Source organism: Sulfitobacter sp. R86518 (genome assembly GCF_042466275.1).
Lineage (GTDB): Bacteria > Pseudomonadota > Alphaproteobacteria > Rhodobacterales > Rhodobacteraceae > Sulfitobacter > Sulfitobacter pontiacus.
Genome location: NZ_JAXHCA010000005.1, coordinates 2206396 through 2225747, shown reverse-complemented (window position 1 = coordinate 2225747; position 19352 = coordinate 2206396). Strand labels below are relative to the sequence as shown.

Genomic DNA, 19352 nt, shown 5'->3' with positions numbered 1-19352 from the left:
GTGGGGCGTCAGTCAAGCGTGGCAAGCGCCCGCGAGAAAATATCACTGTCTACATTCCCGCCCGAGATGGTGACGATCACATCGTCGCCGTCGATCTCGTCTTGCCGGAACAGCGCGGCGGCGAGGGCCACAGCCCCGCCGGGTTCGGCCACAAGTTTCAGCCGGTTGAACGCATGGCCAATCGCCTGCAGCGCCTCTGCGTCGCTGACCACAAGGCCGGGGCCGCAAAGCCGCTTGAGGATCGGAAAGGTCAGATCACCCGGTTGCGGCGTAACGATGGCATCGCAGATCGACCCGCCAAGGGCGGCGTTGCGCGTGATCTCTCCTGCGGCGAGCGACCGCGCGGCATCGTCAAAGCCTTCGGGCTCGGCGGTGCGCGCGCGCAGCCCCGGTGCCTCGGCTTCAAGCGCCAGCGCGATGCCAGAGGTCAGCCCCCCGCCACCACAGCAGGCAATCACATCGGCGCGGGCGATCCCCGCGTCGGCGGCCTGCTGCGCGATCTCGAGCCCCGTTGTCCCCTGACCGGCAATCACCAGCGGATCGTCGAAAGGCTTGACCAGCGTGAGGCCGCGTTCCTCCGCCATAGCCGCGCCGATGGCGTCGCGGTCCTCGGTCATGCGGTCATAAAGCACGACCTCGGCCCCAAGTGCGCGGGTGTTGGCGATCTTCAGACGGGGGGCGTCGGCGGGCATAATGATCACCGCAGGCACCCCGTGCAGCTTGGCCGCATAGGCGACTCCTTGGGCGTGGTTGCCACTGGAAAAGGCGATGACCCCCTTGGCGCGCACGGAGGGCTCCAGTGCCGACACCGCCGACCAGCCGCCGCGAAACTTGAAGCTGCCGGTGTGTTGCAGGCACTCGGGCTTGACCCAAACGCGCCGCCCCGCGATGTCATCCAGAAACGGAGAGTTCAGCAAAGGCGTGCGCCGCACGTGCCCCTCCAGCCGCCGCGCTGCCGCGCGGATCATGTCGATATTCATTGCATCTTCCCGATCCATTCGTTCAAGGCCGCAACCGCCTCTGGTTCGTCCAGAAACGGAATATGCCCACGTCCCGGCACCCGCGCGACCACCATATCGGGGCGGCGGCGTTCCATCTCTTGCAAGGTTTCCTCGCTCAGCAGATTGGACGCCATGCCACGGATGCAGGCAATCGGCAGCCCGTCAAGCGCGTCAAAGAACGGCCACAGGTCGGGGGAGGGGGCGGAGAACGCCTTGGCCACCGCATCACGCAGGTGCTTGTCATACGTGATCTGCAAGCCGCTTTCGCTCTGGGTGTAATGCTTTTGCGCCTCTTCCATCCAACGGCTGTCGGGCACGCCATCAAATTCGGGAAACACACGCGGCATGGCGGCGGCGGCCTCGGCATGGGTCTTGGCAGCAGGATTGCGGCCGATATAGCCCATGATGAAATTCAGCCCCTGCGGGTCAATATGCGGGCCAACGTCGTTAAAGGCGACGCCCAGCAACCTATCCTTGGCTCCCTTGGCCAGCCCCAATGCATTCAGCCCCCCGCGCGAGGTGCCAAGCACGGCGGCCTTGTCGATGCCAAGATGATCCAGCAGCTCCAGCGCATCACGACATTCAACCGGGGGGGAGTAGTGTGACCAGTCGGGGTCGAAGTCAGAGCGCCCGCGCCCGCGATAGTCCATCTTGATCAGCCTCACGCCCTTCAGATGGGGGGTGACATAGTCGAAATCCGCTGTGGTCCGGGTCAATCCTGCAAGACAGAGAATCGGCAGACCCGCCCCTTCGTCAGTGAAATAGAGCGATAGCCCGTCGGATGTGGTGAAATGAGCCATTATACGCCTGCCAGTTCTGGGATGCCGTTGAGGTCCTGCAGCACATGGGCCGGTTGCCACGGCAGCCGGTCCATCGGCTCTCCCGCGCGGTTGACCCAAGCGGTGGTAAAGCCAAAGCCTGTCGCCGCCGCCGCATCCCATCCGTTGGACGAGACGAACAACACCTCGGAGGTCGCGCAGGCAAAGCGCTGACCGACCAGTTCATAGACTTTCGTATGTGGCTTGAAGACGCCGACGCTTTCCACCGACAGCACCGCATCCAGCGTGTCACCCAGATTGGCGGAAGAAACCGCACCGTCCAGCATGGCTGGTGATCCGTTCGACAAGATCGCGGTATTCAGCCCAGCTTCCTTTAGCGTTTTCAGCATCTTGGGAACTTCGGGGAAGGCCTGCAGCTCCCAGTAAAGCGCCAGCAGGCGTTCGCGCAGGGCAGGGTCGTTATCGTTTCCGGTCTTTTCCAGTGCCCAGTCCAGACCTTCTTGGGTGACCTGCCAGAAATCATCGTGTTTACTGGTGACAGCGCGCAGCCAGGAATAGCCAAGCTGCTTTTGCCGCCAATGTTCGGCGACCTGCGGCCAGCTGTCTTTTATCGCTGCAAAATCCGGCTCTGACGCGGCTTGTCGTGCGGCTGCGGCCACATCGAACAAGGTGCCATATGCGTCGAACACGCATGTTGTAATCGCCATGATTTCCCCCCTGAATATTTCTTTCGCAAGACTGTCACGACCCGTCACGACAGAAAAGGCCGAAAAACTGGCCTCATGGGGGTTTACGACGGGACGCAGGCTTGAAACACTGCGCGCCGAACCCGGAGCACCCGCGCAGATACGCGGCCTCCTGTATTTTCCCTTTATGGATCGGAGCTTTCTATGACGCAGGTTAAATCCGGCGATACTGTTGCTATTCACTACACTGGTACCCTGCTTGACGGCAGCACCTTCGACAGCTCGGAAGGGCGCGAGCCTTTGGAGTTCACGGTCGGGTCCGGCCAGATCATCCCCGGCCTCGACAGCGCGATGCCCGGCATGGAAGTCGGCGACAAGAAAGTCGTCAAGATCGGCAGCGCAGAGGCCTACGGCGATGTGAACCCCGAGATGCGTCAGGCCGTGCCACGCGAAGGCATCCCTGCGGATATCCCGCTGGAAATCGGCACGCAACTGCAGATGCAAACCCCGGACGGGCAGGCGATGCCGGTGATGGTTGTCGAGGTTGACGACGCCACTGTGACACTTGACGCCAACCACCCGCTGGCGGGCAAAGACCTGCAGTTCGACATCGAACTGGTAAAAATCGCCTGAACCAGGCCCATACAGTCCGGCGCTTTTGATCGCGCCGGACTGTCTTGCTCCAAGAAACCGCTCGAAACCTCGCGCGCCGCGCAGTAAGCAGCGGTCATGGACAGTCAAAACACCTTCGACATTTTTATCGTGGCCACCCCCGGTCTGGAAGACATGCTTCTCGCCGAGGTGACAGAAAAAGGCTTTGCCAATCCTGTGGCCTCGCCCGGCGGGATCACGGTGCAGGGCGGCTGGCCCGAGGTCTGGCGCGCGAACCTGCAACTGCGCGGAGCCTCGCGCGTGCTGGCGCGGATCGGGTCCTTCATGGCGTTCCATCTGGCGCAGCTGGACAAACGCGCGCGCAAGTTCCCCTGGGGCGATGTGCTGCGCGCCGATGTGCCGCTGCGGGTGCAGGTGACCACGAAAGCCTCTAAAATCTATCACGCCGGTGCCGCGACCCAGCGGATTGAAACCGCCTTGCGCGAAAGCCTCGGGGTCACGATCTCGCCCGAGGCGGCTCTCGTGCTCAAGGTTCGGATCGACGACAATGTGGTGACCATCAGCCTCGATACCTCGGGCGATGCGCTGCACAAGCGCGGCCACAAGGAAGCCGTGGGCAAAGCGCCGATGCGCGAAAACCTGGCCTATCTGATGCTACGTCAAGCGGGGTACACGGGCACCGAGACGGTGGTCGATCCGATGTGCGGCTCAGGGACCTTCGTGATCGAGGCGGCCGAGATCGCCATGGGCCTCAACCCCGGGCGCTCGCGCCCTTTCGCTTTCGAAGACCTCGCGAGCTTTGACGCTGCACAATGGGCCGCCATGCGCGACACTCCCACCACATCCACGTCGCTGCGTTTCTATGGTTCCGACCGTGACGCGGGTGCCGTCCGGATGAGCCGTATGAATGCCGAACGGGCAGGGGTGGCCGATGCCGTAACCTTCGAAAACCACGCCGCGGGGGAGCTGTCCCCGCCCGATGGCCCCCCCGGCCTTGTCATGGTGAACCCGCCCTACGGCGGGCGCATCGGCAACAAGAAACTGCTTTATCCGCTGTATGGCACGCTCGGCCAAACGCTGCTCACGCGCTTCAAGGGCTGGCGCGTCGGCCTTGTCACGTCCGAGCCGCCCTTGGCCAAAGCCACCGGCCTGCCGTGGAAACCCCAAGGTCCCGCCATCGCCCATGGCGGCATGAAGGTCTGGCTCTATCAAACCCCGCCCCTACGGTAAACGCGACGGCCCTTTCCAGACGCGACGGCCTATTTCCAAATGGTCTGAAATCCCGGGGGCCGGGGCAGAGCCCCGTAAATAGAACTTTGTGGCAGAGCCCCGGAAATAGAATTTGTGGCAGCGCCCCGGTCCGCCAGTACCGTCAAAGATTCTCCGCCTGCGGCATCCCCAGCACATGGAACCCGCCATCCACGCGGATAATCTCGCCCGTTGTGCAAGCACCGGCATCCGAGGCCAGATAGACCGCGGTCCCGCCAACCGCTTCCAACGTCGCATTGGCGCGCATGGGGGCGTTTGTGTCGGTGTGTTTATAGGTCTTGCGCGCCCCGCCAATCGCGGCACCCGCAAGCGTTTTCATCGGGCCGGGGCTGATCGCGTTGACGCGGATGCCTTCGGGGCCCAGATCATTCGCCAGATAGCGCGTGGCGCTTTCCAATGCGGCCTTTGCCACGCCCATGACGTTGTAGTTGGGCGTCACGCGGTTTGATCCCATATAGGTCAGCGTCAGCAGGGTGCCGCCATTCTCGACCATCAGCGGGTGCGCACGGCGGGCGATCTCGATGAAGGAATAGGCCGAGATATCCATCGAGTTCTTGAAGTTCGCGCGGCTGGTGTTCAGGAATCGGCCAGTCAGCTCGGACTTGTCGGAAAAGGCGATGGCGTGGACGACGAAATCGATCGTGGGCCAACGCGCGCCCAATTGGTCAAACGCGGCATCAAGCGAGGCGTCGTCGGTGACATCGACATCGACCATGAAGTCCGACCCGACGCTTTCGGCCAAGGGCTTGAGGCGCGAGCCAAAGGCATCGCCTTGATAGGTGAACGCCAGTTCCGCACCGGCTTCAGCCATCGCCTTGGCAATGCCCCAAGCGATGGAGCGTTCGTTCGCGACACCCATGATCAGGCCGCGTTTTCCTTTAAGCATGTCTGACATCTGCTGCCCTTACTCTTGGAATTTGGAAAGGATCATCGATCCGTTGGTGCCGCCGAACCCGAAGGAGTTGGTCATCACAGAATCCAGACCGGCATTGTCCACACGCTCCAGCGCGATTTCGGACGGGTCCAGTTTCGGGTCCAGATCAACGACGTTGATGGATTTGGCGATAAAGTCATTCTTGAGCATCAGCAGGCAGAAGATCGCCTCGAGCGCGCCGGCAGCGCCTTGGGCGTGGCCGGTCATCGACTTGGTCGAGCTGACGGGGGGCGTGCTGCCCTGGCCAAAAACGCGACGGACCGCTTCGATCTCGCCCACGTCGCCGACCGGTGTGGAGGTACCATGCGCGTTGATATAGCCGACCTTGCGGCCCTCGGGCAGGGTTTCCAGTGCCAAGCGCATGGCGCGTTCGCCGCCCTCGCCGGACGGGGCCACCATGTCGTGACCATCGGATGTCGCCGCATAGCCGGTGACTTCGGCATAGATCGTGGCACCGCGCGCCTTGGCGTGCTCAAGCTCTTCGAGCACCAGCATGCCGCCGCCGCCCGAGATGACGAACCCGTCGCGGTTGGCGTCAAAGGCGCGGCTCGCGGTTTCGGGGGCGTCGTTATATTTACTGCTCATCGCGCCCATGGCGTCGAACAGGCAGGACAGCGTCCAGTCAAGCTCTTCGCCGCCGCCAGCGAACATCACGTCCTGTTTGCCCAGCATGATCTGTTCCGCCGCGTTGCCGATGCAATGCAGCGAGGTAGAGCAGGCCGAGGTGATGGAATAGTTGATGCCCTTGATCTTGAAGGCGGTGGACAGGTTCGCGCTGACGGTGGAGGACATGCATTTCGGCACGGCAAACGGCCCGATCCGCTTGGTCGCGCCGGTGTCACGCACCACGTTATGCGCGGTGAACAGCGCCGATGTCGACGGCCCGCCAGAGCCCGCCACAAGGCCGGTGCGCGGGTTGCTGATCTGGTCTTCGCTCAGGCCCGCATCCGCGATGGCCTGCTGCATGGCGATATAGGCATAAGCCGCACCGCCGCCCATGAAACGCAGCGCGCGTTTGTCGATGTGGTCGGCCACATCAATCTTGAGCGTCCCTGCAACGCGGCTGCGAAAGCCGTGCTCTGTCATTTCGGGGCTGGCGGCGATGCCGCTGGTCCCGTCTTTCAGCGATGCCAGAACTTCTTCTGCATTGTTTCCGATGGACGAGACAATTCCCAATCCTGTGACGACGACGCGGCGCATGGGCTGCACTCCCTTGATCTGTGTGGGGCGGGTGCCCTCTTGATGCTGCGCGGCCCGCACGCTTGTCGCGGGGCCGCACGTTCGTTTCCCGTTTGCCGCCTATGGGGCGACAAATCAAGTCATCAGTCTGTCTGGATGATCAGCAAGGTGATCCGAGCGATGATCTGACGGGTGGGCTTAGCTCTCGCTCAGCGCGACCTTCATGTCCTTGACCTGATAGATCACTTCGCCGTCGGCTTCGACGATGCCATCGGCAACGCCCATGGTCAGGCGACGGGTCTGGATCGCTTTGGTAAAGTCGATCTTGTAGGTCAGCATCTTGCGGTCAGGGCGTACCATGCCGGTCAGCTTCACTTCGCCCACGCCAAGCGCATAGCCGCGCCCCTGCCAGCCGCGCCAGCCAAGGTTAAAGCCGGTCAGCTGCCACAGACCATCCAGGCCAAGGCAGCCGGGCATGATCGGGTTGCCGGGGAAGTGGCAGTCAAAGAACCACAGGTCCGGCGTGATGTCGAATTCCGCTGTGATGTGGCCTTTGCCATGGGCACCGCCGTCAGCCGAGACATCTGTGATCCGGTCCATCATCAGCATCGGCGGGGCGGGCAGCTGCGCATTGCCTTCGCCGAAAAGCTCGCCACGGGCGCATTTGAGCAGGGCTTCTTTGTCAAAGCTGGTGGGGTAGTCGGCCATATTATCGCGGCTCCTGAGGGCTGAATTTCAAATCCCGGCAGGTTTAGCATTGCGCGCCGCAGGCCCGCAAGGGCGCAGGCACACCGCATTTACGCGACGGCGAAAGGCGGCGCTGGCAAGAGTTTCCGGATTTCCGTTTGAAAACCGCCCCCATTGCCCCTTATATATAGCGCATGAGAGGTACTTATAGCCAATGACCCAAACAACACAGCAGATCAGTTCTGAGTGGCTTGCCAAAGCGGGCCTGCGCCCCACGCGGCAGCGCATGACGCTGGCGCATCTGTTGGTGGGCGACGGTCAGCACCGGCATGTCACCGCCGAAAGCCTGTTTGACGCGGCCAAGGGGCAGGGCGATGCCGTGTCGCTGGCAACGGTCTACAACACCCTGCGCGCCTTTTGCGACGCGGGGCTGATGCAGGAAGTCACGGTTGATGGGTCCAAAAGCTATTTCGATACCAACACCCATGATCACCCCCATTTTTTCTGGGAGGACGAGGCACGCCTGTCCGATGCGCCCTCTGACCAATTGGTGATCGCGCAGTTGCCCGACGCCCCCGAAGGGGCCGAGATCGCCTCGGTCGATGTGGTGATCCGTCTGCGCCGCAAGGGCTAGGGCCATTCGGTCTGGGATACGGTTTTTACCGGTCCCCTGCGTTCAGAACCACTGCCCCGGTTCCATCAACCCCAGATCCAGCAGTTGGCGAGAATGCCATTCAAACGGCGCGGAGTTGTGCCATTTGAAGCTGGCGATACTATCCCTGCTGCCCGGGTTGGACTTGAGCGCCTTGGCCGTGCGGAAAGAACAGATCGACGCCGTGATATTGTGGTGCCACGGGCAGGCGTAGGTGTTGTATTCTTCATCCGTGAAGGTGTGATCGTCCCGCATCCGCAAGCCGGGCTTGGCGCGGAACAGCGAGATACGATCGATCTTGCGCCGCGCGGCGGGCACATGTTCCTCGAACCGCCAACGCAATCCGCCAAAGAAATCAAGCTGCCGTTCCTTGGGATGGTTGTCCGGCGTGCCGTCAGGCCGCGCCAGCGCGTAATAGCCGGACCGGTCCAGAAAGGCGTTGTCCAGCGATACCGCGTTCGGAGCGGCACCTAGATCATCTGCATAAAGATCAACGACATAGGTGAGCATTGCATCGCGGCGCTCTTCTGTGTGAAAGGCCAGCAACTCCCCCACTGTGCGCGTCTCGCAGAAAGGGTAGAACAGATATTCGGCGTTGTAGCAGGTATAAAGCCATTGCCCCGGTGCGGCCTCGATCACGGCGTTTACGGCATTTTCCAGCGCGCCCTCGCGGTCCATGTCGTAATCCACGCGCAGCACGCCTTTGCTTTCGGCGACATCACGGGCCAGCACGAAGCTGGCGGGCATAAAGGCGACAACGGTGGCAAAGCCAAGCTGCTGGTGGTGGCGCAGGGTCGTCTCGATCTCTATCGCGTCCTCGACCATGATGAGGGCAATGGGCCCCTTGCTCAGCACCGCTTTGCTGTCACTGATAAAATGGTCAAGACTGCGGTACTGCATGACACCCCGGCTCTATTTGTACTGTGCCCTAAATCTGTCAAATCGGGACGCATTGCAAGAGAACGCTGGCGCTGTTAGACCGCGCTTTTGCACCTTTGATCAACGGACCCTGCCATGACCGCGCCAAAAAAGCTGTTCATCAAGACCTACGGCTGCCAGATGAATGTCTACGACAGTGAACGTATGGCCGAGTCTCTGGGCGATAACTACGTCGAGACAAAGACCGCAGCTGACGCCGATATGATCCTGCTGAACACCTGTCACATCCGTGAAAAGGCAGCAGAAAAAGTCTATTCCGAACTGGGCCGCCTGAAGCCTCTTAAGGAACTGAACCCCGATCTGAAGATTGGCGTCGCAGGCTGTGTGGCGCAGGCCGAAGGGGCCGAGATCATGCGCCGTCAGCCGGCCGTTGATCTGGTCGTGGGGCCGCAATCCTATCACCGCCTTCCCGCGATGGAGGCGCGCGTGCGCTCTGGCAAAACCGCGCTTGATACGGATTTCCCCGAAGAGGATAAATTCGAAAAGCTGAAAGGCCGCGGCAAAGCGACGCGTGCGCCTTCTGCGTTTCTGACCGTGCAGGAAGGCTGCGACAAATTCTGCGCCTTCTGCGTGGTGCCCTATACCCGCGGGGCCGAAGTCTCGCGCCCCGCGACCCGCGTGCTGACCGAAGCGCGCGAACTGGTAGAACGCGGCGTGCGCGAAGTCACCCTGCTGGGTCAGAATGTCAATGCCTATCACGGCGTGGGGGAAGAGGGGGCGGATTACACGCTCGCCCGCCTGATCAAGGAGTTGGCCAAGATCGACGGGCTAGAGCGTATCCGCTACACCACCAGCCACCCCAACGATATGGACGACGCGCTGATCGCCGCCCATGGCGAGATCGACAAGCTGATGCCCTATCTGCACCTGCCCGTGCAATCCGGCTCGGACCGTATCCTCAAGCGGATGAACCGCAGCCACACCGCCGAAAGCTATCTGCGGCTGATCGAACGCATCCGCGCCGCGCGCCCCGATATCGTGATGTCGGGTGATTTCATCGTCGGCTTCCCCGAAGAAACCGACGCGGATTTCGAAGCCACGATGGAGCTCGTCCGCGAGGTGAAATACGGCTACGCCTATTCGTTCAAATACTCGACCCGTCCCGGCACCCCCGCCGCCGAACGCCCGCAGGTAGAACCCGCCATAGCTGACGAACGCCTCCAGCGCTTGCAAGGGCTGATCACCGGTCAACAGCGCGAGATCCAGAACAGCATGGTGGGGCGCGATGTTTCTGTTCTTGTCGAAAAAACGGGCCGCGAGGCTGGGCAGATGGTGGGGAAATCCGAATACCTCCACTCTGTGCATATCGACGAGGCGCAGGCCGAAATTGGCGACGTTGTCCGCGTCAGAATCGTTGATGCCAAAACCAATTCGCTGACGGCACGTCAGATTTAGGTGTCACCGGCCGCGATTTGCCCGCAATGATTGTAGACCAAAACGACTGCAATGGCCGGAAAATGGCGTAAGTGTGGCAGTAATATAGTAAATATGGCCGCATTCGCGCTTCACAGAAGCGCGTTTACCTCTTAATCTCACAACATATAGCGGACGACCGTGGTGCCTGGGGTATCTGTGGGTCTTCCGACTGGGGGACAGTAAGAAAAGGACGAGGGCTGTGTTTAATACAATTTCCAAGGGGCTACGGCTGTTTGCGGGCACGATGATTGCCGCAACATTCGTGCTTCAGGCATCTGCTGCCGATGCACAAACAAGATCTCAACAGGGCCGCGACAAGGGCCAGTATATTCCAACGATCTGGGTTGACCCCGATGGGTGTGAACATTGGGTCATGGATGACGGTGCCGAAGGCTATATGACACCGCATGTCACCCGTCAGGGTATTCCGGTCTGCCGCCGGGGTAACGTCTGCGGCGTGATGAATACGGACCAGTTTTTCAACACCGACAGCTACCGTGTGCACCCGCAGGGCCGCGCCCGTCTGGCTGAATTCTTCAAGACCACGGGTGCCGTGTCCTATATCATCAGCGGGCACACAGACAGCCGCGCGTCGGATGCCTATAACATGAAGCTGTCGCTGAACCGTGCCAATGCGGTTGCCAGCATCGCCCAGCAATCGGGGGCCCGCATCGCGGATGTCCGCGGCTATGGCGAACGGATGCCAGCGGCGTCCAATGGCACAGCGGGCGGTATGGCCAAGAACCGCCGCGTCGAAATCATCTGCATTCGCTAAGGGGACAGTAACGTGATGAAAGCTAAGATTATGATGGTCACCGCCTGCGCCCTGACACTGGGTGCCTGCGCTGACTACGAAGGCCGGGGCTATCCCGCCGATAAAACCGTCGACCGTGGCTTTGACAAAAAGCACCTGAGCCAGCTTCAGGCCGGCATCTGGGTCGATCCCAATGGCTGCGACCACTGGATCATCGACGACGGCGTCGAAGGCTACCTGAGCCAGCGACTGGACAAATACGGCAAGCCGGTCTGCTCTGGCGTGGCCCAGCCCACATATACGGCGGGCGACTTCAAAGGCGGCTCGCGCGTCCGAGATCCCAACTGATCTTGCGACCACTCCTGCACATAGGATCGGGCCGGCGCGTTTTACGCTCCGGCCCTTTTTTGTCGGCTCAAAGGGGTACATAGTTTGAATATGGGACCCATATTAATCCAAAGACACCTCCAATTAGGAAAACGCTTTGCCATCTAGTGACACAATGACGCCTCCCGCTTCTCACGCGCAGCAGCTTGAATTTCCGGACAACCGGCTTCTGATCGATCTCTGCGGCCCCTATGACGCCAACCTGACCGCCGTAGAGACGGCGCTTGAGGTCCAGATCGTGCGTCGGGGCAACCACCTGTCGGTGATGGGAGAGGAAGACGCGACCACCCGCGCGGCCTCAGTGCTCGAAGGGCTTTACGCCCGACTGGAAGGCGGGCGCAGTGTGGAGCCCGCCGATGTCACCAGTTTGCTACGCATGGGCAATTCAGCGGCTGGGACGGGGGTGCGCCCGGGTGACCAGATCGAGATGCCGAATTTGGGCGGCGTCGAAATCCAGACCCGCAAGAAACGCGTCGAACCCCGCACGGCTGCGCAGAAAGCCTATGTGCAATCACTGTTCGACAACGAACTGGCCTTCGGCATCGGCCCTGCCGGTACGGGTAAAACCTATCTTGCGGTGGCCGTCGGCGTGTCGATGTTCATTGGTGGCCACGTGGACCGCATCATCCTGTCGCGCCCTGCCGTTGAGGCGGGGGAGAAGCTGGGCTACCTGCCCGGTGACATGAAGGACAAAGTCGATCCCTACATGCAGCCCCTTTATGACGCGCTGAATGATTTCTTGCCCGGCAAGCAACTGGCCAAGCTGATCGAAGAGAAAAAGATCGAGATCGCCCCGCTCGCCTTCATGCGCGGGCGGACCCTGTCCAACGCCTTTGTTGTGCTGGACGAGGCGCAGAACGCGACCTCGATGCAGATGAAGATGTTCCTGACCCGTCTGGGCGAAGGCTCGCGGATGGTGATCACCGGTGACCGGACCCAGATCGACTTGCCACGCGGCGTGCCATCGGGCTTGCAAGACGCGGAACGGCTGCTCAAGACGATCCCCAAGATCAGCTTTAACTACTTCACCTCGAAAGACGTGGTGCGGCACCCGCTCGTGGCCGCGATCATCGAAGCCTATGAAGCAGATGCAGGCCACGCGTGATGCCCGGCTGCTTCATTTTGCCAGATAAACTCCGGGGGGACGGGGGCTGGCCCCCGGTGGGGCGCTGATGCAGGCGCTTGACGTGATAGAGGAAGACCCCCGTTGGGCCGGTCTGGACCTTGATACCCTATGCCCCCGCGCGATGCGCGCCACATTGGCGCATCTGTCGCTGGATGCCGACACCGCCGAGGTGACGGTGCTGGCCTGCGACGATGCACATATCGCCACGTTGAACGCAGATTTCCGTGACAAGCCCACGCCGACAAATGTGCTCAGCTGGCCGGCCGAGGAACGCGGAGCCGCGCGCGACGGCGAACTTCCGCTACCGGTCACGCCGGGGTTCGACAATATGCTGGAACTGGGCGACATCGCGATTTCATATGACACCTGCCACGCCGAGGCAGAGGCCGCAGGCCGCCCGATGGCCGATCACGTGACCCATTTGATCGTGCACGGGCTGCTTCACCTGTTGGGATATGACCACGAACGGGACGGGGATGCGACCTTGATGGAACGGTTAGAGGTAGAAATACTTGGCAAACTGGGGTTGGATGACCCATATAGAGACGACGCAGTGCAACCGCCTGCCTAAACACATAAAGACAGGACCCGATGGGCGACACAGACGGATCATCTGAGGCGGCGCAGAGCGCGCAGTTGGAAGACATCATACCGGCCTCCGAGGCCGAAGAAACCGAAGACACCCCGAAATCCGGTGGCTTCTTTTCCCGGGTCATGGGCGCACTCAGCGCGTCGGACAACGAGGAAGAGGAGGAGATCACCGCGGCACAGGCTGACAGGCTGTCGACCCGCGGCATGATGAACCTGCGCCGGATGCGGGTGGATGATGTGGCGGTGCCCAAGGCGGATATCACCGCCGTGCCGGTGACCTCGACGCTGGATGAACTGGTCGGCGTGTTCAAGGACAGCGGTCTGACGCGCCTGCCGGTGTATGACGGCACGCTCGATACCCCCGTTGGCATGGCCCACCTCAAGGATCTGGCGCTGACCCACGGCTTTAACGGCCGAAACACCGAATTTGACCTTCAGGCGATGCTGCGTCCCTTGCTGTTCGTGCCGCCGTCCATGACCATCGGCGTCTTGCTGACCAAGATGCAGGCCGAACGGCGCCATATGGCGCTGGTAATTGACGAATACGGCGGGGTCGACGGGCTGGTCACGATCGAGGATCTGATCGAACAGGTCATCGGCGAGATCGAAGACGAACACGACGTGGACGAAGGCAAATATTGGACGGTCGAAAAGCCCGGCTGCTACCTCGCGCTGGCCAAGACACCCTTGGATGACTTCGAGGCCGAGATTGGCCATTCGCTGACCGACCACGATGATGTTGACGAAGAAGAGATCGACACGCTTGGCGGGTTGGTCTTCATGCTGTCGGGACGGGTGCCGGCACGTGGCGAAGTGGTCGTGCATCCCGATGGCCCCGAGTTCGAGGTGATCGACGCCGATCCGCGCCGGATCAAGCGTTTGCGCGTGCGTATGGCCGGAACTCACTGATGACTTTGCGCAGTGCCGCTTGGATGCGGTTCGGTGCCGCGGTGCTTGCGGGAGGTGTCGCGGCCTTTGGGCAGGCACCCTATGATTTGCCGTTGGTCTTGCTGGCTGCATTTGCGGCTGTTCTGTTGATCTACCGTGCTGCTGCAACGCCCCGGCAGGCCGCAGCGATCGGGTGGGGCTTTGGCTTTGGCTACTTCTTGCATGGATGGTCGTGGCTGGTATCGCCCTTCATGGTCGACCCTGAACGCTATGCCTGGATGGCACCTTTTGCTGTGGTGGGGCTGACGGGCGGTTTGGCGTTGTATTGGGCTTTGGCGTTCTACCTGTCCCGCCGGTTGTCGGCACAGGTCTGGCCGCTGATCTTCGTCCTGCCCGTCGCGGAAATGCTGCGCGGTTATCTGTTCACCGGCTTCCCGTGGGGGATGTTCTCTCAGTCTTTGGTCAACCATTGGCCGGGGCAGGGGCTTGCGCTGGTGGGGCCCTACGGCATGACCCTTGCCTTTGTCGCGCTGGCTGTGGCGATGGTGCAGCGCGCGCGGGGCACATTGCTGCGGCAGGGCGCTGTCTGGGGCGCGCGGGTCTTGGGTGTGGCGGCGTTGACGGTGCCCTTTGGAGGGGGCGACGCTCCAATCACGGACCATATGATCCGTATGGTGCAGCCGAACGCGGCGCAGAAAGACAAATGGGACCCCGTCAAAATTCCCGAATTCTTTGATCGTCAGCTGGCGCTGACCGCTGCACCGCCTGCGCAGGGGGATGCGGCGCCTGATCTGATACTCTGGTCCGAAACCGCCATCGCGTGGCCGCTTGATTTGGCCCATGGCGCGCTGACCTATATCAGCGAAGCCGCCGCTGGTACGCCTGTGGTGCTGGGGGTGCAGCGGCGCGACGACATGGCCTATTACAACTCGGCCGTGGTGCTGGGGCCAGACGCCGAGGTTGTGCAGACCTATGACAAGCACCACCTCGTGCCCTTTGGCGAATATATCCCCTTTGGCGATCTGTTGGGCCGTGTCGGTCTGCGCGGCATGGCGGCGCAGTTTGGCAGCGGGTTTTCCTCGGGTCCGGGGGCAGATCTGATGGATCTGGGGCCCTTGGGCCAGGCGCTGCCCCTGATCTGCTACGAGGCCGTCTTTGCGCGGGACGTCAACGCTGCACCGGCGCGGCCCGCGTTCTTGATGCAGCTCACGAATGATGCGTGGTTCGGCAAGGGGCAGGGGCCGTTGCAGCATCTGGCTCAGGCCCGGATGCGCGCGATAGAGCAAGGTCTGCCCATGGCACGCGTCGCCAACACGGGCGTTTCGGCGATGATTGACCCCTGGGGCCGCATCACAAAGAGTTTGGCTTTGAACGAGGCAGGCTTTCTGGATGCCCCGCTGCCCGCCCCACGCCCTGCGACACCCTATAGCAGATGGGGCGAATGGCCGTTTCTTTTCATCACTTTGGCGGGGTTTGCCCTTGTTATCCTGCGCCGACGACGCAACTTAAAGTTTGACCAAAGGGGCAGGCAAAGCTAAGCCCCGTTAATCGGCCACAACGGCTTCCTGACGTGGCTAAGAAATCTATTGGAGCACTAAATGTCCCGCAAAAACTACACGTTCACTTCGGAATCCGTTTCCGAGGGCCACCCGGATAAGGTCTGCGACCGGATTTCCGACGCCGTACTTGATGCCTTTCTGACCGAAGAACCCGAAGCGCGTGTCGCAGCGGAGACCTTTGCCACCACCAATCGCGTGGTCATCGGCGGCGAGGTTGGCCTGTCGAACAAGGACAAGCTGGATGAATACCTTGGCAAGATCGACGGCATCGCCCGCGCCTGCATCAAGGACATCGGCTACGAGCAGGATGAATTCCACCACGCCACCTGCGAGATCACCAACCTGCTGCACCCGCAGTCGGCGCATATCGCGCAAGGCGTAGACGCGTCAGGCGACAAGGAAGAAGGCGCGGGCGATCAGGGCATCATGTTCGGTTTCGCCACCAACGAGACGCCAGAGCTGATGCCGGCGCCGATCCACTATGCCCATGCGATCCTGCGCCGTCTGGCCGAAGTGCGCAAAGACGGGACAGAGCCGACATTGCGCCCCGACGCCAAAAGCCAGCTTTCCGTGCGCTATGAAGACGGCAAGCCTGTTGGCGTGTCCTCTATCGTCTTGTCGACGCAGCACGCCGATGCAGGCCAGACCAGTGCCGACATCCGCGACATCGTCGAACCCTATATCACCCAGGTTCTGCCCGAAGGCTGGATCACCCCCGACACCGAATGGTGGGTGAACCCGACGGGGACCTTTGTCATCGGCGGCCCTGACGGCGACGCGGGCCTGACCGGGCGCAAGATCATTGTGGATACCTATGGCGGTGCGGCTCCTCATGGGGGCGGCGCGTTCTCGGGGAAAGATCCGACGAAGGTTGACCGCTCTGCCGCCTATGTGGCGCGCTATCTGGCGAAAAACGTCGTGGCTGCCGGTCTGGCCGAAAGGTGTACGATCCAGCTGAGCTATGCCATCGGCGTGTCCAAGCCTCTGTCGATCTACTGCGATACCTATGGTGGCGACGCGGATGTCACGGATGCGGCGATTGAAAAGGCGATCCGTCAGATCATCGACCTGACACCGCGCGGCATCCGCGAGCATCTGCAGTTGAACCGCCCCATCTTTGAACGCACCGCGGCCTACGGCCACTTTGGACGCGCGCCCGAAGCGGATGGCGGCTTTAGCTGGGAAAAGACCGATCTGGTCGATGCGCTGAAGGCCGCGCTGTAAACACATGCTTCATGGTACAAGAAAGGGCAGCCCCAATGGGCTGCCCTTTTGCGTTGGTGGGGGCTGCTATAGATCCCCTAGGCCGGGGCGTTTGCCGATAGAGACGTGGTCGATATCTTCGGTCCGGAACCCTTTGATCAGCGAGGGGATCATCGCAAAGACCAGCAGGAAGATCGGCAAGCCGACGACGGTGATCACCTGTTGCAAGGCGGTCAGCCCCAAATCGCCTGCAAGGATCAGCAGCATCGCGGCGACCAGCCCTTCGGACACGCCCCAGAACACCCGCTGGCGGGTGGGGCCGGGTTCGGGCGAACCGGTGCACAACATGTCGACAACCAGCGACGCGGAATCCGAGGATGTTGCAAAGAAGATCGCCACCACCAGCACGGCGATACCCTGCACAATATCGGCGAAAGGGAAGCTTTCGAAAAACGCGAACATGGCAAGCGGGACGGAATCAGCCACAGCGGCGCTCAGCGAACCGGCCTGCGCGCCAAGAGCCGCGCGCGCGGCGGTGCCGATGCCGTCAATCTCCATCGCTTGCCAGCCGAAGATAGAGAACCAGATCAGCGTGAACAGGGACGGGGCCAGCAGCACGCCAAAGACGAACTCCCGTATCGTGCGCCCCCGCGAAATCCGCGCGACGAAAAGCCCGATGAAGGGCGACCACGTGACCGTCCAGGCCCAGTAGAACACCGTCCAGCTGCCTTGCCAGCCCCAATCCCCATTCGCGGGATTGGTATCGGCAAGCATATCATTCCAGAAGGCGAGCCGTGGCAGGTTGCTTAGGTACAGGCCAAAGGTCTCGACCATGCCGCGCAGCAGGAACAGGGTCGAACCGGTCACCAGCACAAAGACCATCAACGCCACGGCCATGCCGATATTGAGGTTGGACAGCAGCTTTACCCCCTTATCGAGCCCCGCCACGATAGACACCACGGCAACGGCGGTCAGCGCGGTCAGGATGCCGACCTGCAGCGGCACGCCGTCGTTCCACCCAAACAGCGCCGACAGACCCGCTGCGATCTGCGACGACCCCAGCCCAAGCGAGACCGCGACGCCGAACAGCGTGCCGAGGATCGACGCAATGTCGATCGCCTTGCCCCAAGGGCCGTGGATGCGCTCTTTCAACAGCGGGTAAAAGACCGAACTGACCCGCACGGGCAGATCATAGCGGTTGATGAAATAGGCAAAGGCAAGACCGGGCAGCGCGAAGATCGTCCAGGTGTGCAGCGCAAGGTGGTATGTGGCGATAGAGATGGCGTCTTGTGCGGCCTGTTCCGTGAAAGGTTCAACGCCGGGCAGGGGCGGGTCCGAAAAATGGCTGATCGGTTCGGCCACGCCCCAGAACATCAGCACGGTGCCGATGCCGCCCGCGAAAAGCATGGTGAACCACGACAGGTTTGTATACTCGGGACGGCTGTCGCGCGGGCCAAGGCGGATATGGCCGTGACGGCTCATCGCGGCCCAGATCAAAAAGCCCAGCCAGACGTTGACGCCAAGAATAAAGAACCACCCCAGATGCGATACGATCCAGGCGCGGCCTGCGGCGAAAGCATCCCCGATCGGTTCAGTGGCAAGGACAAGAGCCAGTACAAATAGGGCGGTACACAGGGCGGAAACAAAGAATATCGTAGGGTCCGTTCGTAGTCCTAGTCGGCTTGCCAGTTCCCGCATTCGCATGTCCTCCGCTGCATTATTATCGGTTCTTGGTCAGGTAGAACCCTGTGGCTCAACGTAAAGTCCCTGTGATCGTTCCGGGTTTGCTGCGCTTCACAGGGGCGGCACCGCCGTTGCGCAGGGCGCGCGTGGGCTTTTGCAGCGCGGGCTTACGCGAAATGTTGCGCCCGTCCCCCGCGCAGGCTAAAGCCAGCGCCATGACACATCCTGAACGCCCCCGCCGCAATTTCTACGGTCGCCTTAAAGGCAAATCGCTTAAGCAAAGCCAGAAAGGCTATATCGAAGAGGATCTAGAGGCGCTGTCGCCCGGTCCTGTCGATTGGGATGCGAACCCCGACCGTACACCGCTGGACCTGCCGACGCTGTTTGGCGGCAAACCCGTCTGGCTCGAGGTCGGCTTTGGCGGCGGCGAACATATGGTGCATCAGGCGGCGCAAAACCCTGACGTAGGCATCATCGGCTGCGAACCTTACATCAACGGGGTCGCGATGCTGTTGGGCAAGATCCGCCGCGCGGGTGTCGATAACGTGGCGATCCACCCCGGCGATGCACGCGATATCTTTGACGTGCTGCCAGAGGCGTCGATTGACCGCGCTTTCCTGCTTTACCCCGATCCGTGGCCGAAAACGCGCCACCACCGTCGTCGCTTTGTGACGCCGGAACATCTTGAGCCGCTGGCAAAGGTGCTCAAGCCCGGCGCGATCTTTCGCGTTGCCACGGACATCGAAGACTATGTGCGCCAGACGCTTGAGCAGGTGCCGCGTCACGGGTTCGAATGGCTGGCGGAACGCCCCGGCGACTGGAAAGAGCCGTGGGGCGACTGGATTTCCACCCGCTACGAACAAAAAGCCCTGCGCGAAGGGCGCGTGCCGCACTACCTGACTTTCCGCAAGACCTAAGCGGGCGGGCGCGGGCAAGAACGCTGGCGATGGACGGGGCGGGATCGCTGGTTTAAGACGGGCTTTCAGGAAGTTTTTTTGAGGGTTATC

At 61.5% G+C, this 19352-nt stretch carries 21 protein-coding genes and 1 riboswitch; of the genes, 12 read left to right on the top strand and 9 right to left on the bottom strand.

Going from position 1 to position 19352, the window contains the following annotated elements:
* Positions 1-8: 8 nt before the first annotated feature.
* From SJY36_RS11855 to SJY36_RS11845, 3 genes are read right to left on the bottom strand one after another with little or no spacing between them, the layout of a single operon-like run.
* Positions 9-980, bottom strand: a complete 972-nt coding sequence (locus SJY36_RS11855; RefSeq protein WP_386175371.1) for a threonine/serine dehydratase — start codon at positions 978-980, stop codon at positions 9-11.
* On the bottom strand, positions 977-1801 hold the full coding sequence (locus SJY36_RS11850) for an alpha/beta fold hydrolase (protein ID WP_386175368.1): 825 nt from the start codon (positions 1799-1801) through the stop codon (positions 977-979). The genes SJY36_RS11855 and SJY36_RS11850 overlap by 4 nt, the downstream gene beginning before the upstream one ends.
* Entirely contained in the window at positions 1801-2487 is a 687-nt protein-coding gene (locus tag SJY36_RS11845; protein ID WP_386175361.1) for a haloacid dehalogenase type II, read from the bottom strand. Before SJY36_RS11845 ends, SJY36_RS11850 begins: the two co-directional genes overlap by 1 nt.
* A 183-nt stretch (positions 2488-2670) precedes the next feature.
* Here SJY36_RS11845 and SJY36_RS11840 point away from each other — a divergent pair, with 183 nt between their 5' ends.
* Positions 2671-3099, top strand: a complete 429-nt coding sequence (locus SJY36_RS11840; protein WP_005849439.1) for a peptidylprolyl isomerase — start codon at positions 2671-2673, stop codon at positions 3097-3099.
* Between the two features lie 96 nt (positions 3100-3195).
* Positions 3196-4308: a class I SAM-dependent RNA methyltransferase gene (locus tag SJY36_RS11835; RefSeq protein WP_386175358.1), complete on the top strand. Its 1113-nt coding sequence runs from the start codon at positions 3196-3198 to the stop codon at positions 4306-4308.
* Between the two features lie 142 nt (positions 4309-4450).
* On the opposite strand, the gene SJY36_RS11830 is transcribed toward SJY36_RS11835, so the two are convergent.
* The 3 genes from SJY36_RS11830 to fabA all read right to left on the bottom strand — a co-directional run bounded on the left by SJY36_RS11830 (position 4451) and on the right by fabA (position 7168).
* Complete coding sequence (locus SJY36_RS11830; protein WP_386175355.1) at positions 4451-5242, bottom strand: enoyl-ACP reductase; 792 nt, start codon at positions 5240-5242, stop codon at positions 4451-4453.
* A 9-nt stretch (positions 5243-5251) separates the two neighbouring features.
* Positions 5252-6481 carry a beta-ketoacyl-ACP synthase I gene (gene fabB / locus SJY36_RS11825; protein ID WP_386175353.1) on the bottom strand — a complete coding sequence of 410 codons (1230 nt, stop codon included), beginning with the start codon at positions 6479-6481 and terminating at the stop codon, positions 5252-5254.
* A gap of 177 nt (positions 6482-6658) precedes the next feature.
* Positions 6659-7168 carry a bifunctional 3-hydroxydecanoyl-ACP dehydratase/trans-2-decenoyl-ACP isomerase gene (fabA, locus tag SJY36_RS11820; RefSeq protein ID WP_005849435.1) on the bottom strand — a complete coding sequence of 170 codons (510 nt, stop codon included), beginning with the start codon at positions 7166-7168 and terminating at the stop codon, positions 6659-6661.
* A 193-nt stretch (positions 7169-7361) separates the two neighbouring features.
* Here fabA and irrA point away from each other — a divergent pair, with 193 nt between their 5' ends.
* The gene (gene irrA, locus SJY36_RS11815; protein WP_005849434.1) at positions 7362-7781 is read left to right on the top strand and encodes an iron response transcriptional regulator IrrA; all 420 of its coding nucleotides are present in this window, start codon (positions 7362-7364) and stop codon (positions 7779-7781) included.
* A gap of 42 nt (positions 7782-7823) precedes the next feature.
* Here irrA and SJY36_RS11810 read toward each other — a convergent pair whose 3' ends face one another.
* Positions 7824-8699 carry a glycosyltransferase family 2 protein gene (locus tag SJY36_RS11810; protein ID WP_386175350.1) on the bottom strand — a complete coding sequence of 292 codons (876 nt, stop codon included), beginning with the start codon at positions 8697-8699 and terminating at the stop codon, positions 7824-7826.
* 114 nt (positions 8700-8813) lie between these two features.
* Here SJY36_RS11810 and miaB point away from each other — a divergent pair, with 114 nt between their 5' ends.
* The 8 genes from miaB (at position 8814) to metK (ending at position 16683) form a co-directional block, all read left to right on the top strand.
* A complete protein-coding gene (gene miaB, locus SJY36_RS11805; RefSeq protein ID WP_037944700.1) occupies positions 8814-10133 on the top strand; it encodes a tRNA (N6-isopentenyl adenosine(37)-C2)-methylthiotransferase MiaB in 1320 nt (439 codons plus the stop codon).
* Between the two features lie 220 nt (positions 10134-10353).
* Positions 10354-10929, top strand: a complete 576-nt coding sequence (locus SJY36_RS11800; protein WP_005849431.1) for an OmpA family protein — start codon at positions 10354-10356, stop codon at positions 10927-10929.
* A gap of 15 nt (positions 10930-10944) precedes the next feature.
* Positions 10945-11256: a hypothetical protein gene (locus SJY36_RS11795; RefSeq protein WP_005849430.1), complete on the top strand. Its 312-nt coding sequence runs from the start codon at positions 10945-10947 to the stop codon at positions 11254-11256.
* 154 nt (positions 11257-11410) lie between these two features.
* Positions 11411-12400 carry a PhoH family protein gene (locus tag SJY36_RS11790; RefSeq protein ID WP_386175346.1) on the top strand — a complete coding sequence of 330 codons (990 nt, stop codon included), beginning with the start codon at positions 11411-11413 and terminating at the stop codon, positions 12398-12400.
* 67 nt (positions 12401-12467) lie between these two features.
* The gene (gene ybeY / locus SJY36_RS11785; protein ID WP_005849428.1) at positions 12468-12992 is read left to right on the top strand and encodes an rRNA maturation RNase YbeY; all 525 of its coding nucleotides are present in this window, start codon (positions 12468-12470) and stop codon (positions 12990-12992) included.
* Between the two features lie 20 nt (positions 12993-13012).
* Complete coding sequence (locus SJY36_RS11780; RefSeq protein ID WP_168593240.1) at positions 13013-13921, top strand: hemolysin family protein; 909 nt, start codon at positions 13013-13015, stop codon at positions 13919-13921.
* The gene (gene lnt / locus SJY36_RS11775; protein WP_386175342.1) at positions 13921-15438 is read left to right on the top strand and encodes an apolipoprotein N-acyltransferase; all 1518 of its coding nucleotides are present in this window, start codon (positions 13921-13923) and stop codon (positions 15436-15438) included. The genes SJY36_RS11780 and lnt overlap by 1 nt, the downstream gene beginning before the upstream one ends.
* An 8-nt stretch (positions 15439-15446) precedes the next feature.
* A riboswitch (SAM-SAH riboswitch) is annotated at positions 15447-15494 on the top strand.
* A 4-nt stretch (positions 15495-15498) separates the two neighbouring features.
* On the top strand, positions 15499-16683 hold the full coding sequence (gene metK / locus SJY36_RS11770; protein ID WP_386175339.1) for a methionine adenosyltransferase: 1185 nt from the start codon (positions 15499-15501) through the stop codon (positions 16681-16683).
* A gap of 66 nt (positions 16684-16749) precedes the next feature.
* On the opposite strand, the gene SJY36_RS11765 is transcribed toward metK, so the two are convergent.
* Together SJY36_RS11765 and SJY36_RS11760 are read right to left on the bottom strand one after the other, a co-directional pair.
* The gene (locus SJY36_RS11765) at positions 16750-18360 is read right to left on the bottom strand and encodes a BCCT family transporter (protein WP_386175336.1); all 1611 of its coding nucleotides are present in this window, start codon (positions 18358-18360) and stop codon (positions 16750-16752) included.
* 55 nt (positions 18361-18415) lie between these two features.
* On the bottom strand, positions 18416-18562 hold the full coding sequence (locus tag SJY36_RS11760) for a hypothetical protein (RefSeq protein WP_386175334.1): 147 nt from the start codon (positions 18560-18562) through the stop codon (positions 18416-18418).
* Between SJY36_RS11760 and trmB the strand changes: the two genes are divergently transcribed.
* Complete coding sequence (trmB, locus tag SJY36_RS11755) at positions 18561-19262, top strand: tRNA (guanosine(46)-N7)-methyltransferase TrmB (protein WP_235183805.1); 702 nt, start codon at positions 18561-18563, stop codon at positions 19260-19262. The two genes, SJY36_RS11760 and trmB, sit on opposite strands and share 2 nt — an antisense overlap.
* Positions 19263-19352: the final 90 nt, after the last annotated feature.